Origin of the sequence: Streptomyces sp. XY431 (assembly GCF_001279805.1) — a bacterium.
In the GTDB taxonomy this organism is placed as follows: Bacteria; Actinomycetota; Actinomycetes; order Streptomycetales; family Streptomycetaceae; genus Kitasatospora; species Kitasatospora purpeofusca.
Window position 1 is genome coordinate 1 of sequence record NZ_LGDO01000523.1, and the last position, 15,115, is coordinate 15,115.

The 15,115-nt window shown below is 74.2% G+C and carries 16 protein-coding genes; 8 read left to right on the forward strand and 8 right to left on the reverse strand.

All coding sequences use genetic code 11. The annotated features are described in order from the left end of the window. Both ADK60_RS39970 and ADK60_RS39975 read right to left on the reverse strand, forming a co-directional pair. Positions 1-474 (reverse strand): DUF1990 domain-containing protein (locus ADK60_RS39970; protein ID WP_053651883.1); only part of this gene is annotated, 474 nt, incomplete at its 3' end. After that, entirely contained in the window at positions 471-1,385 is a 915-nt protein-coding gene (locus ADK60_RS39975) for a YndJ family protein (protein ID WP_079009093.1), read from the reverse strand. The genes ADK60_RS39975 and ADK60_RS39970, both read right to left, overlap by 4 nt. A 192-nt stretch (positions 1,386-1,577) precedes the next feature. Between ADK60_RS39975 and ADK60_RS39980 the strand changes: the two genes are divergently transcribed. Continuing rightward, a complete protein-coding gene (locus tag ADK60_RS39980; protein WP_045942175.1) occupies positions 1,578-1,847 on the forward strand; it encodes a DUF1876 domain-containing protein in 270 nt (89 codons plus the stop codon). 226 nt (positions 1,848-2,073) lie between these two features. On the opposite strand, the gene ADK60_RS39985 is transcribed toward ADK60_RS39980, so the two are convergent. From ADK60_RS39985 to ADK60_RS40000, 4 genes are all read right to left on the reverse strand, one after another. Next, positions 2,074-2,514 carry a PPOX class F420-dependent oxidoreductase gene (locus tag ADK60_RS39985; RefSeq protein ID WP_063783417.1) on the reverse strand — a complete coding sequence of 147 codons (441 nt, stop codon included), beginning with the start codon at positions 2,512-2,514 and terminating at the stop codon, positions 2,074-2,076. Between the two features lie 497 nt (positions 2,515-3,011). Further along, on the reverse strand, positions 3,012-4,544 hold the full coding sequence (locus ADK60_RS39990) for an MFS transporter (RefSeq protein WP_045942176.1): 1,533 nt from the start codon (positions 4,542-4,544) through the stop codon (positions 3,012-3,014). A 99-nt stretch (positions 4,545-4,643) separates the two neighbouring features. Then, positions 4,644-5,309 carry a TetR/AcrR family transcriptional regulator gene (locus ADK60_RS39995; RefSeq protein WP_045942177.1) on the reverse strand — a complete coding sequence of 222 codons (666 nt, stop codon included), beginning with the start codon at positions 5,307-5,309 and terminating at the stop codon, positions 4,644-4,646. 210 nt (positions 5,310-5,519) lie between these two features. Continuing rightward, positions 5,520-6,131 carry a GNAT family N-acetyltransferase gene (locus ADK60_RS40000; protein ID WP_045942178.1) on the reverse strand — a complete coding sequence of 204 codons (612 nt, stop codon included), beginning with the start codon at positions 6,129-6,131 and terminating at the stop codon, positions 5,520-5,522. Between the two features lie 168 nt (positions 6,132-6,299). On the opposite strand from ADK60_RS40000, the gene ADK60_RS40005 reads away from it, so the two are divergent. From ADK60_RS40005 to ADK60_RS40030, 6 genes are all read left to right on the forward strand, one after another. Next, the gene (locus tag ADK60_RS40005) at positions 6,300-7,673 is read left to right on the forward strand and encodes an ATP-grasp domain-containing protein (protein ID WP_078896821.1); all 1,374 of its coding nucleotides are present in this window, start codon (positions 6,300-6,302) and stop codon (positions 7,671-7,673) included. Further along, on the forward strand, positions 7,670-8,581 hold the full coding sequence (locus ADK60_RS40010) for a Rossmann-like domain-containing protein (protein ID WP_107094840.1): 912 nt from the start codon (positions 7,670-7,672) through the stop codon (positions 8,579-8,581). Before ADK60_RS40005 ends, ADK60_RS40010 begins: the two co-directional genes overlap by 4 nt. Positions 8,582-8,586: 5 nt before the next feature. Beyond that, positions 8,587-9,756, forward strand: coding sequence for a cysteine synthase family protein (locus ADK60_RS40015; RefSeq protein ID WP_107094842.1), 1,170 nt, complete (start codon positions 8,587-8,589; stop codon positions 9,754-9,756). Beyond that, positions 9,753-10,835, forward strand: a complete 1,083-nt coding sequence (locus tag ADK60_RS40020; RefSeq protein ID WP_053651885.1) for a dipeptide epimerase — start codon at positions 9,753-9,755, stop codon at positions 10,833-10,835. Before ADK60_RS40015 ends, ADK60_RS40020 begins: the two co-directional genes overlap by 4 nt. Continuing rightward, positions 10,832-11,677, forward strand: coding sequence for a class I SAM-dependent methyltransferase (locus ADK60_RS40025; protein ID WP_053651887.1), 846 nt, complete (start codon positions 10,832-10,834; stop codon positions 11,675-11,677). Before ADK60_RS40020 ends, ADK60_RS40025 begins: the two co-directional genes overlap by 4 nt. 355 nt (positions 11,678-12,032) lie before the next feature. After that, positions 12,033-12,824, forward strand: a complete 792-nt coding sequence (locus ADK60_RS40030; RefSeq protein WP_053651889.1) for a VOC family protein — start codon at positions 12,033-12,035, stop codon at positions 12,822-12,824. A gap of 66 nt (positions 12,825-12,890) precedes the next feature. Here ADK60_RS40030 and ADK60_RS40035 read toward each other — a convergent pair whose 3' ends face one another. Both ADK60_RS40035 and ADK60_RS40040 read right to left on the reverse strand, forming a co-directional pair. After that, positions 12,891-13,352, reverse strand: coding sequence for a hemerythrin domain-containing protein (locus ADK60_RS40035; protein WP_052709366.1), 462 nt, complete (start codon positions 13,350-13,352; stop codon positions 12,891-12,893). 151 nt (positions 13,353-13,503) lie between these two features. Then, on the reverse strand, positions 13,504-14,100 hold the full coding sequence (locus tag ADK60_RS40040) for a TIGR03086 family metal-binding protein (RefSeq protein WP_053651891.1): 597 nt from the start codon (positions 14,098-14,100) through the stop codon (positions 13,504-13,506). Between the two features lie 196 nt (positions 14,101-14,296). Between ADK60_RS40040 and ADK60_RS40045 the strand changes: the two genes are divergently transcribed. Beyond that, entirely contained in the window at positions 14,297-14,872 is a 576-nt protein-coding gene (locus tag ADK60_RS40045; RefSeq protein WP_079009089.1) for a DoxX family protein, read from the forward strand. Positions 14,873-15,115: the final 243 nt, after the last annotated feature.

Sequence of the window (15,115 nt, forward strand, 5' to 3'; positions counted from 1 at the left end):
GGGGAGGAGGGGGCCGGCGAGGCGGGCGTACCAGCGTTGCGGGCGGCTGAAGGCGTTCACGGTGAACCAGACCGCCCCGTCCGGCTCCAGTTCCACGACGAAGGTCTCCTCGCCCACCGCGAGGTGCCCTCGGCGGGTGCCGTAGGTGAAGCCGTAGCGGTCGCGCTCCCCGTCGGCCGTGCTCCAGACCACCCGGCACGGGGCGCCGGCCCGGAGCGGGCCGATGCCGATGGCGCACTGGACCGCGACGCCGCGCGCGGCCCGCTCGGCGTCGGTGGTGATCCGGACGCCGGCCGCCCGGTGCATCCGCCAGCCCAGCACGGCGGTCCCGGCGGCGTCGAGGGCGGCGCGGCCGTGGCCGAGCAGGGCGCGGTGGCGGAGGTGGTTGTAGCCGGCGGGGAGTGGGGCGTCGAGGCGGGTGCTGGCGCCGACCTCGGGGTAGTTGAGGTCGTCCAGCGGTGCGGCGGCGTTCATCGGAGGGTCTCCTGCGGGATCGGCGGGATCACCGGAATCGGCGGGATCGCCGGAATCGGGGCGAGGGCGAGGGCGAGGCGGCGCCAGGCGAGCAGCGAGCAGAGCGCGAAGCCGAGCGCGTTGCCGACGCCGTGGGTGGCGGCCATCCAGCCGAGGGTGGGATGGGGGATGCCGGAGGCTTCGCCGAGGGCCCACCACAGCGCGAGCAGCATGGTGACGGCGAGGACGGCCGCCGAGACGCCGAGCAGCACGGGCGTGCCGGTGAACCGGGGAGCGCCGCTCCGGTCCTCGGCCCGGGGCCGCAGGTCGCGCCAGGTGAGCAGGCCGACCAGCCACATGCCGACGGTGAGGACGGCGGCGCCGACGAGTTCGGCCCAGTCCCCGACGAAGTAGCCGCCGAGCACCAGCAGGGTCCCGGTCGGGACACTGAGCGCGGCCCACCGGGCGGCGGGGCGGCCGGGGACGGTGCGGCAGACGAGTCCGGCGACGAGGGCGGCGGTGAATCCGGCGTAGTGGAAGTGCGGGACGGTCAGGGTGAGGATGTCGAGGTCGAAGCCGAACAGCTCGTACCCGGCGCGCTCCGCGACCAGGGCGAGTCCGGCGACCGAAGGCATGGCCAGCGCGGTGAGGACGGCGATCTCGGCCGGGGCGAGCGAGCGGGTGCGGGCCAGCCGGAGCGGGGCGTGGGCGGCGACGGCGAGGGTGCCGAGGGCGTAGCAGGCGGCGGCGCCGGTGGCCAGCGGGCCTCGTGGCAGCCACAGCGAGAGTGCGCCGGGGACGGCGGCGAGCGGCCAGAGGCGGCGCAGCCGGGCGAGTCCCGGTTCGTCGATGAGTGCGAGGCCGAGCGGGACCACCGCGCCCATGCCGAGCAGGACCAGCAGGTCGACCAGTTCGGTGGTGCCTCTGCCCATGGCGGCCCGGATCTCCTTGAACGCGTTCAAACTTCCCTTGCGTGCCGACTCTACGCGGGGTATTGAACGTGTTCAAGTTCCAGTTTCCGGGCGGTCGGCGCCGCCTGCCCTGGTGTTCACGAGGGGTACGGCGCACCCTGGAGGAGTAGGAGGGGTGACCGGACCAGGAGCGACCGCCGGAGGTGATCCGCCATGCAGACTCTTGTCGGTTGGCACATCGAGATGGAGTTCCGCGAGGAGGGGCCGCGAACGGCGGCCGCCGCCCTGCTGCGGCTGGGCGACGGATCGGAGCTGCGCGCGCACGGCTACACCAGCCGTCACCCGTCGGACCCGGAACAGCTCAGGGTCGGCGAGGAGATCGCCGCCGCACGGGCACTCAACGACCTCGCCTCGCAGTTGCTCACCAAGGCCCACGGTGAGATCCAGCAGGTCAGCCCGATCCCGACCCACCCGCTGTCGTGACGCCGTCGGAGGGTGCCACGAGCCCTACCTCCCACCGGTCGCGCATCCCGCTGATCTGTCCGAGGTGCGGGAAGGAACAGCGGGTGGTGCCGGGCGGGCCGGGCCGCGCGGTCAAGGTGGTGCACGCCGGGACCGGCGAGGAGGCCTGTGAGCCGGGGGACCTCGCCCGCGCCCCGGAGAACGGCCTCGCCTGACCCGCCTCGCCTTCGCCCGGCTCCGTGGGGCGTCAGTTCGGGCAGTACGTGGTCGGCACCTGCCACTCGGGCCCGATCAGCCGCTGCTCCAGCTCGTTGAGCGTGATCCGGATCCCGATCGTCCCGGCCAGCCCGAGCCGCATCCGGCTGCGGGCCAGGGCCACGAAGGCCGACAGGCCGTACTTGTTGATCAGCGACGCGCGGTAGCGGGCGGTGGCGTCCTGGTCGCAGACGGCGGCACGGGCCGGGAGCTGCGCCCCGGTCGGGCGGCCGTGCGCGTCGCAGGGGCCGACCAGCACCTTGGGGTGGCGGCGGATCCGTTCGGCCTCGCCGGAGTGGGCGGGGGTCCAGATGCCGAGCGCCGTGCCGTCGGCGACGACCCAGCTCTGCGAGTGGACCTGGCGGCCGTCCTCGCCGTAGGAGGTGAGCAGGAGGTATCTGCTGTCGGCGAGCTGGTCGGTACGGTCGTGCACGGTGTCCTCCCTCTCCGGTCCGGCGGGCGGTCGCGGTCGGGGCGACCGGTGCTCCCATGGCGCTCCACAGGGGCGTGCTGCTCGCAGGCGGTGCGGTGCTCCGCGGTGGGCCCGGCGGTCCGGGTGCCCCGCCGTACGACCCACGGGACAGGCTGACACGGGTCCGGTCAAGGACCCCGGCCGGGTGGGCCACTCCATTGTCGTCCAGGGCGGCCGCCGTTTCGAGGGCTCGGGACCGCTCGAAAACGGTGAACCGGTGCGGTTCCGCGGGCGCGAGCGGGGGTGTGCGCCGGGGAATCCCACCCGGACGGCGTAGGCATGGGCGATGCCGCCGGGTGACCTGCAGAACCCGGGCAGCGCCGACGACCCCCGGAAACGACCGCCCCTCGAAAAAGCGGCCACCCCCCGAGACGGCCCCCCGAAACGGCGAGCGGCCCGCCCGGTGTCCTGAAGACACCGGACGGGCCGCCTCGCACCGTCGCGTTACCCCGCGAGGGTCAGTGCACCAGCACCGGCACCTCGTTGGCGTCCACCGCACCCGCGCCCGAGCCCTCGCCGGCGCCGCCCGTCCCGGGGCGACCGGCGTTGATCAGGACGAAGGCCAGCACGGCCGCCAGGGCCAGGATCCCGAAGGACCACCAGATCGCGGTCGAGAAGCCGTGCACCATGCCCCCGAACTGCACCGCCTTCGCGGCGGCCGGGTTGGTGGCCTCGCCCGCGTGGGCCGCCAGCCAGGTGGTGGTGGCGCTGGCCGCGATGGTGTTCAGCAGCGCGGTGCCGATGGCGCCGCCGACCTGCTGCGAGGTGTTGACCATGGCGGAGGCCACGCCCGCGTCGCGCGGCTGGACGCCGTGCGTGGCGAGGCTCATCGCCGGCATGAACGCGGTGCCCATGCCGAGGCCCATCAGGACCAGACCGGGCAGGATCAGCGCCGGGTAGGAGGTGTCCAGGTCGATCTGGGTCAGGATCAGCATGCCGACCGCGGCCAGCAGGAAGCCGGGCGCCATCAGGTACCGCGCCGGGACGCGGGTCATCAGGCGGGCGCCGATCTGGGTGGAGCCGGTGATCATGCCCGCCACCATCGGCAGGAAGGCCACGCCGGTCAGCACCGGGCTGTAGTTGAGCACGATCTGCAGGTAGTAGGTCAGGAAGAGGAAGAGACCGAACATGCCGATCACGGCCAGGCCCAGCGACAGGTAGACCCCGCCGCGGTTGCGGTCCAGCACGACGCGCAGCGGCAGCAGCGGCGCCTTGACCTTGCTCTCGACCAGGACGAACGCGGCCAGCAGCAGGGCGGCGCCGATGAACAGGCCGATCGTCACGCCCGAGCTCCAGCCGTCCGACTCGGCCCGGGTGAAGCCGTAGACCAGCGCGACCAGGCCGGTGGTGACCAGCAGCACGCCGGGCACGTCGAGCCGGTTGCGGTTGCGGCCCTCGGCGGGCTCGCGGATCACCATGACGGCGCCGACGGCGGCGACCACGGCGAACGGGATGTTGACGAAGAAGGTCCAGCGCCAGTTCATGTACTCGGTGAGCAGGCCGCCGAGGATCAGACCGATCGCACCGCCACCACCGGCGATCGCGCCGTAGATGCCGAACGCCTTGGCGCGCTCCTTGGCCTCGGTGAACATGACCGCCAGCAGCGAGAGCGCGGCCGGGGCGAGCAGGGCGCCGAAGACACCCTGGAGGGCGCGGGCGCCGAGCAGCATCGCGGTGTTGGCGGCGGCGCCGCCGAGCGCGGAGGCCAGCGCGAAGCCGGTCAGACCGACGATGAAGGTGCGCTTGCGCCCCCACAGGTCGGCCACCCGGCCACCGAACAGCAGCAGCCCGCCGAAGGCCAGCGCGTACGCGGTGATCACCCACTGGCGGTTGCCGTCGGTGATGCCGAGGTCCTTCTGGGCGGACGGCAGCGCGATGTTCACGATGGTGGCGTCCAGGACGACCATCAGCTGCGCGAGGCCGATGAATATCAGGGCCTTCCAGCGCCTTGGATCAGGCTGAACGGCGGGCAGGGCATCGGTTTTTGACATGGCGGTACTCACTTCACGGTGCGAGGTGTGCGGAAGACGTGCGGGGCAGTGCAAGGGACAACGGGTTAAGGGGAGAAGAACAGCGGCGGACGCGTCGGATCAGTGGTCGCCGTGGAAGTCCTCGAAGGTCGCGGCCCGGCCGGGCAGTGTCGAACGGGCGGGCGCCCGCATGCCGTCCAGGAACAGTTGCAGGTGCCGGTGGACGAATCCCTCCAGGATGTGGCACGAGGTGCCCGGCAACGGGCGGGTCAGCTGGCTGAGCGCGATGAACAGGTCACCGTGGGCGACGTCCGGACGGATCTCGCCCGCCGCCTTCGCTCGCTCCAGCAGATCGCCGACGACCGCCATCAGGCGCTCGCGTGCCTCCGCCAGGTCCGGATCGTTCAGGTCGACCCGGTTGGTGAGCATCGGGCAGAGCGCGCCGACCTTCTCGTCGACCGTCTCGTGGGCGAACCGCTCCAGGGCGTCGAACGGGCCGGCAGCCTCGGTGGCGGCCCGCTCGGCGATCGCCACGATGCGGTTCTTGACGAGCAGGGCCACCTCGCGGATCAGTGCCGCCCTGGTGGGGAAGTTCCGGTAGAGCGTAGCGTTTCCGACGCCTGCCCGCTTGGCAATTTCGTCCAGCGGCGCCTCGGCGCCGTGCTCGACGAACGCGTCCCGGGCCGCCAGCACGATCCGCTCACGGTTACGGCTGGCGTCCGCACGCAGTCGGGGCGTGCGGGCCGGTTCCGTGGTCGGTGTCGGCCGGGTGGCGGCGGTGCTCACGGCTTTGCTCCTCCCGAAGCTTACAAGTTCCGGGGAGAAACTCCCCGCTTAGTCCTACGAAGGGCTAAACGGGGAATCGCTCCCCGGAAATTTCACGCTTCTGTGTGACCTGGGTCACACTACGGTCCGTGCTTCGGGTGTCCCGTCACCGTCACCATCGGCCGCGCCGCCATCGCCGGCCGTGCTGACGCCACGGGTGCTCCGGAGAGGTCACCCGACCGAGGCCCGGGCCGGCCCGGCGGTGACTCGGGGGTCGGCGCCCGGCCCGGTGCGGGCGGGTCGGTGCAGCGGGATCTCGAAGTGGACGGTGGCCACGCCGGGGCCGTGCTCGCCGCTCGGGCGGGCGTCGTGGACCTCCTCGGCGAGGCTGCGCCAGAACGGCTCGGCGCCCGGGATCTCCGTGTTGGTGTGCAGGTAGAGCCGCCGGTAGCCGCCCTCCGCGGCGGCGAACGCGCGGGCGCGGTGGACGAGTTCGCGGGCCAGGCCGTGCCGCCGGTGCTCCGCCCGGACGTACACCCGGACCAGCTGGGCGGTGGTCCCCGAGGGGTAGCGCTCGGCGACCTCGCGCGGGTGCGGCGGGTGGACCGGTCCGGTGGAGTGCAGTGCGGTGGTGGCGACCACCTCCTCGCCGTGGACGGCGACCAGCAGGGCGTGCCGGGGGTGGTCCAGGTAGTGCCCCTGGAGGTCGACCACATCGGCGTGCCAGTCGGGCACGTAGCCGTAGCCGAACTCGCGGTAGAAGGTGTCGAGGATCAAACGGCGCGCCCCGGGTACGTCCTGCGGCAGGGCATGGCGGATCACATAAGGGAGTTGACGCTGCATCAGATACTCCGACCGGAGGTGGGGCGGGAGGGTGGTGGTCAGAGTACATGAAAACCACTTTCATCTGACGCGTTGGCGGACGCGCGGTCCGGCGTGTTGAAAATGAAAACGAATCCCGTTACGGTCCTGCCTGTCCGCCGATCGTCGAGTCCGTCGAAGGGGAGAACCGTGGCGCATCTGCTGGTGATCGAGAGCTGGGTCGGCTCCATGAGCAGGTTGCTGCCGAGGGCGCTGGGGGAGAGCGGCCACCGCTTCACCTTCCTCACCCGCGACCTGCACCACTACCTGCGCGCCGCCCCCGTCGACGGCCCGCACCCGCTGCTCGCGGCGGAGAACATCCTCACCGTCGACACCAATGACGCGGCCGTACTGCTCCCGTACGCCGAACGGCTGCACGGGCTGCTCGGCTTCGACGGGGTGCTCTCCTCCTGCGACTACTACCTCCCCCAGGTCGCCCGGGTGGCCCACCGGCTCGGCCTGCCCGGGGCCGACCCCGGCGCGGTCGCGGCCGCCTGCCGCAAGGACCTCACCCGCCGGGTGCTCGCCGAGGCCGGCGTCCCGGGGCCCGCGTACGCGCTCTGCGCCGACCGCGAGCAGGCGCGGGTCGCCGCCCGGGCGATCGGCTACCCGCTGGTGGTCAAGCCGGTCGACCTGTGCGCCGGGATGTTCGTCCGGGAGGTCGTCGACGAGACCGAACTCCTGGTGGCGGTCCGGGCCCTGGAGGCGTTCCCGGCCAATGCGCGCGGCCAGCGCCGGGAGCCGGTGGTGCTGCTGGAGGAACTGCTCACCGGGCCCGAGGTCAGCGTCGAGACGGTCTCGGCGGGCGGCGCCGCGCACGTCGTCGGGATCACCGACAAGAGCATCGGCGGGGCGCCCGCGTTCGTCGAGACCGGGCACATGTTCCCGGCCGCCCTGGATCCGGTCGAGGCCAGGGCCGCCGCCGACACGGCCCTCGCCGCACTGGCCGCGCTCGGGCTCGACCAGGTCGTCGCGCACACCGAGATCAAGCTGACCCCGGCCGGGCCCCGCGTGGTCGAGGTCAACCCGCGACCGGCCGGGAACCGGATCACCGAGCTGGTCCGGCGGGTCACCGGGGTCGACCTGGCGGCCGCCGCCGTCGACGTGGCCCTCGGCCGCCGGCCCGACCTGGACGTCCACCCGACCGGGGTCACCAGCGCGGCGATCGCCTTCCTCGTCCCCGAGGGCGGGCAGGCCGGACTGCTGGACGGCTTCGACGGCGAGGAGGCGGTGCGGCGCGACCCGGCCGTGGTCGAACTCGCGCTCGCCGGGGCGGGCCGCGAGGTCCGGCCGGCGACCAGCAACAACGAGTACCTCGGGCACGTCATGACCGCCGACAGCGGCGGGGCCGGAGCGCGCGGCGCCGCCGAGCGGCTGCTGGCCGGGCTCACCCCGCGCCTCACGGCGGCCGCAGGGGCCGAAGCGGTCGTCGAGGACGCCATCGAGGACTCCGTCGAGGACGCTGTCGAGGGCGTCGAGGACGTCGGCGCCCTCGGGGCCGTATCCGCCGGGGTGCCCGCATGAGCGCCCCCGTCGCCACCACCGACACCCTCGCCACCACCGGCACCCTCGCCACCGCGGGCGCCGGTGTCCCCCCGAGCGCCGGTACCTTCGCGCTCGACCTGATCACCGGGCGGGCCCGTACGGGGGCGTACGGGCCCGACCCGGCCTCCCTGCGGATCGCGCTCGCCTTCACCACCGCCCAGGCCGTCCGGCACGACGGCCGCGCCCGCGGCTACCGCAACGAGGTGCTCAGCCTGCGGCTCGGCGCCGCCGTCGGCTCCTGCGCCGTCGAACCGGGCGAACTCCCCGCCGACACCCTCACCGACTGCGTCGGCGCCACCGTCGACGAGCTGCTCGACCATCCCCGCGCCGCCGTCCGGGTCGCCGCGCTGGACGCCTACCTGGGCCACTGCCGCCCGCACGGACCCGCCGAGGGTGCCCGACCGGTCCCGTTGCCGGCGGGCTCCTCGCTGGCGAAGTCCCGCGCCCGCGCCGCCGCCGTGGTGGGGCTGCTGCCGCTCGCCGACGTCCGCCGGGTGCTGGTCGTCGGTGTCGTCAACTCGCTCCTGGAGCAGCTCCGTTCGCGCGGAATCGGGTACGTCCCGTGCGACCTCAAGGGCGGCGCGACCGAGTGGGACGAACCGGTGCGCACCGACGCCCTCGCCCACCTCGACGCCTGCGACGCCGTCCTCGCCTCCGGCATGACCCTGGGCAACGGCTCGCTCGATCCGCTGCTCGCGCACGCCCGTAGCACCGGCAAGCCCCTGGTGCTGTTCGCCCAGACCGGCAGCGCGGTGCTGCCCCGGCTGCTGGGGGACGGGGTGACCGCCGTCAGCGCCGAGCCCTACCCCTTCTTCTGGCTCGACGGCGGCCCCACCGTGCTCCACCTCTACGGCGGCCGGGCGGGCCGAGGGGGTGCGGCGCGGTGACCGCCCTGCTCGACTCCGGTGCGGCACTGGGCAATCCGGACCTGCTGCCGCTGCTCGGCGGCACCCCGCTGGCCCGGATCACCACCCCACTGCCGCACCCGCACCCCGGCTTCTGGGCCAAGCTGGAGGGGCTGGGCGCGGGCGGCATGAAGGCCCGCTCGGCCGTCGCCATGCTGCGCGGTGCCCACGCGCGCGGTGAACTCCGCCCCGGCGCCACGGTGGTGGAGTCCACCTCGGGCACCATGGGGGTCGGCCTGGCCTTCGCCGGACAGGCTCTCGGGCACCCGGTCGTGCTGGTCGGCGACAGCGAACTCGAACCGTCCATGCGGCAGTTGCTGCGCGCCTACGGGGCCAGGCTGGAACTGGTCGAGCGGCCGGCCCGGCAAGGCGGCTGGCAGGCGGCCCGGCTCGCCCGGCTGCGCGCCGTGCTCGACCTGCTGCCCGACGCCTACTGGCCCGACCAGTACAACAACCCCGACAACGCGGCCGGTTACCTGGCGATGGCCCAGGAGATCACCACCGAGCTCGACCGGCTCGACGTGCTGGTGTGCAGTGTCGGAACCGGGGGGCACAGCTCGGGACTCGCCGAGGCCCTGCGTCGGCACTGGCCCCGGCTGCGGATCATCGGCGTCGACTCGGTCGGCTCCACCATCTTCGGCCAGCCCGCCCGGCCCCGGCTGATGCGCGGCCTGGGCAGCTCGATCCACCCGCGCAACGTCGCCCACCAGGCCTTCGACGAGGTGCACTGGGTCGGTCCCGCCGAGGCGGTGGACGCCTGCCGTCGGCTGGCCCGGGGCGCCTTCGTCAGCGGCGGCTGGTCCACCGGTGCGGTCGCCCTGGTCGCGGCCTGGGCCGCCCGGGTCCATCCGGGCGCCGCCGTCGCCACCGTCTTCCCCGACGGCCCGCACCGCTACCTCGGCACGGTGTACGACGACGCGTTCTGCCGGCGGCACGGCCTGGACGCCGAGCGGGCCGCGCCGCGCCCGGTCGAGATCCCGCACCCGGCGGCCGTCGAGGTCACCGGCTGGGCCCGCTGCCGCACCGGCCGGACGGCGCCCGCCCCCGTCCCCGCAGCCACTGCCGCCACTGTCCCCGCCCCCGTAACCGTCCCCGCCCCCGTAACCGTCCCCGTCCCGGCCGCCGCCGGGCCCGCCCGCACCGAGGAGGACCGATGAGGGTCGACCTCCGCACCGTACGGCTCCGCCTGGCCACACCGCTGCGCATCTCCCGCTCGGTGACCACCGAGCGGGACGCCGTCCGACTGGCCCTCGGCCACGGCGGGCTGACCGGCCACGGCGAGGTGGTCAGCAGCATCCATCTGGGTCTGCCCACTCACCGGATCCACCACGAACTCGCCTTCCTGCGGCCCGTGTTGGAGCGCCATCAGGATCCCGAGCAGGCACTCGCCGAGCTCTGTTCCGGCGCGGCGCCGTTCGCGCCGCTGCCGGCCGGTGTGCTGGCCGCCGTCGAGGCCGCCCTGCTGGACCTGGTCGGCAAACGGGCCGGCGAACCCGTCCACCGCCTCCTCGGCCGGGCCGACCCGGTCGCCGCCGTCACCGCCCGCACCATCGGCATCGAGCCGCCCGCCCGCGCCGCCGTCCAGGCCGCCAGGCTCGCCGACGCGGGCTTCACCGTGCTCAAGATCAAGGCCGGCAGCGCCGACCCCGGCCTCGACCTGGTCCGGGTCAGGGCCGTCCACGAGGCCGCGCCCGGAGCCCGGCTGCTGCTCGACCCCAACGGCGCCTGGACCCCGGCCGAGGCCCTCCGGCTGCTGCCCGGCTTCGCCGCCACCGGGGTCGAGGCCGTCGAGCAGCCGATCGCCCCGGGCGACCCCGACGCGCTCGCCGCCGTCGCCGAGCGCTCGCCGATCCCGGTGATCGCCGACGAGGACGCCGTCGACCACGAGGACGCGTGCCGACTCGCCGGGCGGGTCCACGGCGTCAACCTCAAGCTCGCCAAGTGCGGCGGTGTCCACCAGGTGCTGCGCATCGCCGAGGCCCTGCGCGGCAGCGGCACCGAGCTGATGCTCGGCTGCCTGGTGGCGAGTTCGCTGGGCATCGCGCCCGCCGTCCACCTCGCCGACCGGGCCCGCTGGCTCGACCTCGACGGCCATCTGCTGCTCGCCCACGACCCCTGGCAGGGCATCGGCGGCGCCGACGGCACCGTCCGCACCCCGGACCGGGCCGGCCTCGGCGTGCTGCCCGCTCCCGCTCGCCCCGACTCCGTCCGCCCCGCCCCCTGCGGGGCCCGATGAACGGCCGTCCCGCCCCGCCGACCCCGGCCGAGGCCCACCGGAACCTGCTCACCGACCGCCCCGAGCTCTACGAACTCCGCTTCCCCGACCCGGAGTCCACCGCCGCCCGGTGGGCCGAGGCGACGCTGGCCGCCCACGGCGCCGGGCCCGAGGTGCTGGACCTCGGCTGCGGCACCGGGCGGGACGCGGGGTGGCTGCACCGCGTCGCCGGCCGCACCGTCACCGGTCTGGACAGCTCCGAGGCGATGATCGCCCACGCCCGCTCCCGGCACCCCGGACCGGCCTACCACGTCGGCGACATACGGGACTTCACGCTTCCTGGGCGGTTCGACGCGGTGCTCTGCCTGGACAGCGCACTCCTCCACTGCCACACCAACGAGGACCTCGACGCCTGCTTCGGCCGGCTCCGCCACCATCTGCGCCCCGGCGGTCTGCTGGTCGCCGAGATGCGCAACGGCGCCTTCTTCCTCGGCCGCACCGAACTCCTCGACGCGCCGAGGCTGGACAGCGTCACCCACGAGGGCGGCACCCTCACCTCGCGCACCGTGCTGTGGATCGACCACGCCGCCCAGCTCCTGCGCCGCACCCGGAGCTGGGCCGGCGACGACGGCTCGCCGCCGTTCGAGCAGCACTCCGCCTGGCGGCTGCTCTTTCCCCAGGAACTGCGCCACCTGCTCGCCCGGCACGGCTTCACCGTCCTCGGCCTGTACGACCGGCCCGGCCCGCGCACCGAACCGCCCTGGACGGACGGCGACCGGCCCACCGACAGCGCGGACTCCGCCGACGGAGACCGGCTGCACCTGATCGCCAGGTTCGAACCCGCTGCCCGCAACGGGAGTTGACCCGACGGGCCCCGTCCGCCCGGCCACCGCCCCCGGTGTCACCCGTTCGGGCGACATGGCGCCGCAGCACCCGGTCGGCCCCGCTGGCCACCCTCCGAATCCGAACGGCCACGGACGGGCGCGCGGTCGTACCGCGCCGCAGGGCCCGTCCGGGGGCGGGCCTCCCACCGGGCGCGCCCCCGGACGGAGCGCTCTCCCGCGACCCTCACCACCACCTCACCGGCCCCACACCCACCCCCGCGCGCTGATGCGGCACGAATTGTCGGACACGTCCTAGGCTGAACCCGCCCGGACGGCCGGACGGCCGTGGGAGTCGGGAGGGGCCCGGCGGCCGGGATCTCGGAGGTGGTGCGCGATGGGCAGCGATGCGACGACGGCCGAGGTGCGCTGTGTGGCGGCCGTCCCGTGCTGGGTGAGCCTGATGGCCCGTGATCTCGACGCCGCCAAGGCTTTCTACGGGCCGCTGCTGGGCTGGCAGTTCGAGCCGGGACCGGACCGCTTCGGCCGGTACGAGCACGCGGTGGTCGGCGGCGAGGCGGTGGCCGGGCTCGGCGTGGCGGGCGGCGGCTGGGACATGCCTGTCGCCTGGACCAGTTACTTCGGCACCGAGAGTGCCGACGCGGCCGCCGACGCGGTGCGCGAGCGCGGGGCGACCCTCGCGGTCGGTCCGCTGTCCTTCGACGCCGGTCGGCTGGCGTTCGCGGCCGACCCGGCGGGTGCGGTGTTCGGCATCTGGGAGGGCCCGCCGGGCCGCGCCCGGCGGCTGGACCTGCTGGGCGCCCCGGTCTGGATCGAGCTGCGCACCCCGGACCCGTTCGCGGCAGCGCTCTTCTACGGCGAGGTGTTCCGCTGGGACGGCCGCGACCCGGAGCGGTTCGAGGTCCGCTGGGAGCACGACCGGGTGGTGCTGCGGGCGGAGGGGCACAGCGTCGCCGCGCTGGCCCGGGAGCAGGCGGGCGGCCCGACGGGGCTGACCCCGCACTGGGAGGTGTCCTTCTCCGTACCGGACACCGACCAGGCGCTGGTCCGGGCGGAGCGGCTCGGCGGCAGCGTGCTCGGTCCGGCCTTCGACTCGCCGTACGGGCGGGTGGCCCGGCTGCAGGACCCGGAGGGCGGCCGCTTCGCGGTGATCAGCGCCAAGCCCTGACCGCGCCCCCTGACCCCCGGCCCACCGACCCCGGCCCGCCGGCCGGCCAGCCGCCGGACTTCCGCACTACGGCCCGGCCCCGGCGATCTCCGCCCGCTCGGCCCGCAGCCGTTCGCCGAGCGCCGCCCGCTCGGCGGCCGGCAGGGCCTTGCGGGCGGCGGTGAAGAGCTGCTTCTCCTCGGTCGCCAGGTGCCGCCGCAGCAGCTCGGTGAGCCCGTTCAGCAGGGTGCCAAGCGCCGGGTCGCCGGAGGGGAGGGCCTGGAGGTCGGCGAGGTACTGGCCGATCGCGAGGTGGTCGTGGATGCACCGGAACACCACCGCGCCACCGTCCGGCACATCGTGCTGGACGACCGGGAAGAGGTGTTCCTCCTCGGCCGCGCAGTGGCTGAGCAGCAGGTCGGTGAGCCGGTCCAGCAGCTCTCCGGGCGCCCGGTCCTCGGCCCGGCCGGCCTCGATCCGGACGAGCAGGTCCTCCACCGCGCGGTGCTCCGCGGTGAACTCACCCAGGATGTCCGGCCTGCGGCTCATGGCACGCCCGCCTCTTCTCCGTCGACGTCCGGTGCGCCCCCCCGACACCTCCAGTATCCGGCTCCGCCCGGGCAACCGGGGCATCCGCCGGACCCGTCCGCGCGCGGTGCCCGTGCCACCGCCGGCCCGCCGGCCCCGTGCCGCCGTCCGCTCAGGGGCGGTCCCGCCGCCCGGCGAGGGCCAGCAGCCGGGTCTGCGGCCCGGCGTCCCCGGCCACCGGGAGCGGCGGGTCGAACAGTCCGCTGCCGGAGAGGTCCCCGTAGCCGGAGAACTCGGCGAGCGCGAAGTCGACGAGCTCCTCCGGGAGCCGGGTGCGCCGGCCGATGCCCTCGGCGAGGTCCCAGCTGTGGACGACGGCGTCGGTGGTGAGCTGGTCCAGGTAGTACTGGCCGGGGACGTCGCCGAAGGAGAGGTGGACGGTGAGCTCGGTGGCGCCGGGCACGGCGAAGGCCTCGCGGGCGGCGTCGGCGGCGGCCGTCCAGGCGGCGACCGGGTCGTCACCGAGGACGTCGCCGTCGAAGCGGCCGCCGACCTCGGAGATGGTCGCGCCCATCAGCAGCTCGGGCACCCAGAGCTGCTCGCCGGTGAGGTGGTTGACCAGATCGCGGACGCTCCAGTCGGTGCACGGGGTGGGCGCGTCCCACTGGTCGGGGGTGACCAGCCGGATCCGTTCGGTGAAGGCGGCGAGGGCCGCGGCGTGCGGGGTGCCCCGGTCGGCCGGCCGCCGGTGTTCGTTGCGATGTGCCATGTCCTGAGCGTGCCCCGCCGCGCACTTCCGTACGCCGGTCCGCACCACTTGTGACCCGGTCACGCCAATATCCTGGGTCCGGCCGGTTGTTCAAATTCAAACTTCCAGGTACGGTCGACACACCCCAGCTGGTTCGAATTTGAACAAACAGATTCGGCCGGTATCGACGAACCCCCCCTTTCTGATGGAGACGCGCATGCCGAGCAGCAGCCCGAGCACGACCGCCGCCACCACCACCCCCCTTGCCGCAGCCGGGTCGGCCCCCGGATCGGTGACCACCTCCCCGCACGCCTACGACGTCGGCCTCCTGCTGCTGCGGGTGGCACTCGGCCTGACCATGGCCGCGCACGGCAGCCAGAAGCTGTTCGGCTGGTTCGGCGGCGGCGGCATCGACGGCACCGGAAAGTTCTTCGAGGCGAAGGGCTACCCGGCGGCGAAGCTCATGGCCGTCGTGGCCGGCCTCACCGAGACCGGCGGCGGACTGGCGCTCGCCGTCGGCCTGCTGACCCCGCTGGCCGCCGCCGCGATCCTGGGCACCATGCTCAACGCCCTCGCCGTCACCTGGAGCGGCAGCTTCTTCGCCGTCAAGGGCGGCAGTGAGTACGAGTTCCTGCTGATCGCCGCCGCGGCGGCGCTCGCGCTGACCGGTCCCGGCCGCTATGCCGCGGACCGCTATCTGCCGGTGGTGCGCTCGCACCGGCTGAGCTACGGCGCGGCCGCGGTGGTGCTCGCTCTCGTCACCGCGGGTGCCGTGCTCCTGGCTCGCAACTGATCCGGATTGCACGGCCGTTGAGGCCGTGATCCGCTCGCGAAGGCCGCCGGTCGACCGACCGGCGGCCTTTGGCGTTCTGTGACGGCCTTTGTCGTTCCGTGGTCGATCGGTGAATTTCCTGTGCAGGCGGGGGAGTTGTCGGAGATTCTCCGATTCGAGGGTTCCCCGGTTGTGTGATGTATGCCATTGTACATGTCACATCCCCCACCGGTGCTCGGCGCTACCACCCCAACGGTGCGTCGC

Excerpts from the sequence above, each read along its gene's own strand:
- ADK60_RS40040 (WP_053651891.1), bottom strand. The coding sequence starts at position 14,100 with ATGGCACATCGCAACGAACACCGGCGGCCGGCCGACCGGGGCACCCCG.
- ADK60_RS40000 (WP_045942178.1), bottom strand. The coding sequence starts at position 6,131 with ATGCAGCGTCAACTCCCTTATGTGATCCGCCATGCCCTGCCGCAGGAC.
- ADK60_RS40030 (WP_053651889.1), top strand. The coding sequence starts at position 12,033 with ATGGGCAGCGATGCGACGACGGCCGAGGTGCGCTGTGTGGCGGCCGTC.
- ADK60_RS39975 (WP_079009093.1), bottom strand. The coding sequence starts at position 1,385 with ATGGGCAGAGGCACCACCGAACTGGTCGACCTGCTGGTCCTGCTCGGC.
- ADK60_RS40045 (WP_079009089.1), top strand. The coding sequence starts at position 14,297 with ATGCCGAGCAGCAGCCCGAGCACGACCGCCGCCACCACCACCCCCCTT.
- ADK60_RS40020 (WP_053651885.1), top strand. The coding sequence starts at position 9,753 with ATGAGGGTCGACCTCCGCACCGTACGGCTCCGCCTGGCCACACCGCTG.
- ADK60_RS40010 (WP_107094840.1), top strand. The coding sequence starts at position 7,670 with ATGAGCGCCCCCGTCGCCACCACCGACACCCTCGCCACCACCGGCACC.
- ADK60_RS39990 (WP_045942176.1), bottom strand. The coding sequence starts at position 4,544 with ATGTCAAAAACCGATGCCCTGCCCGCCGTTCAGCCTGATCCAAGGCGC.
- ADK60_RS40025 (WP_053651887.1), top strand. The coding sequence starts at position 10,832 with ATGAACGGCCGTCCCGCCCCGCCGACCCCGGCCGAGGCCCACCGGAAC.
- ADK60_RS39980 (WP_045942175.1), top strand. The coding sequence starts at position 1,578 with ATGCAGACTCTTGTCGGTTGGCACATCGAGATGGAGTTCCGCGAGGAG.
- ADK60_RS40035 (WP_052709366.1), bottom strand. The coding sequence starts at position 13,352 with ATGAGCCGCAGGCCGGACATCCTGGGTGAGTTCACCGCGGAGCACCGC.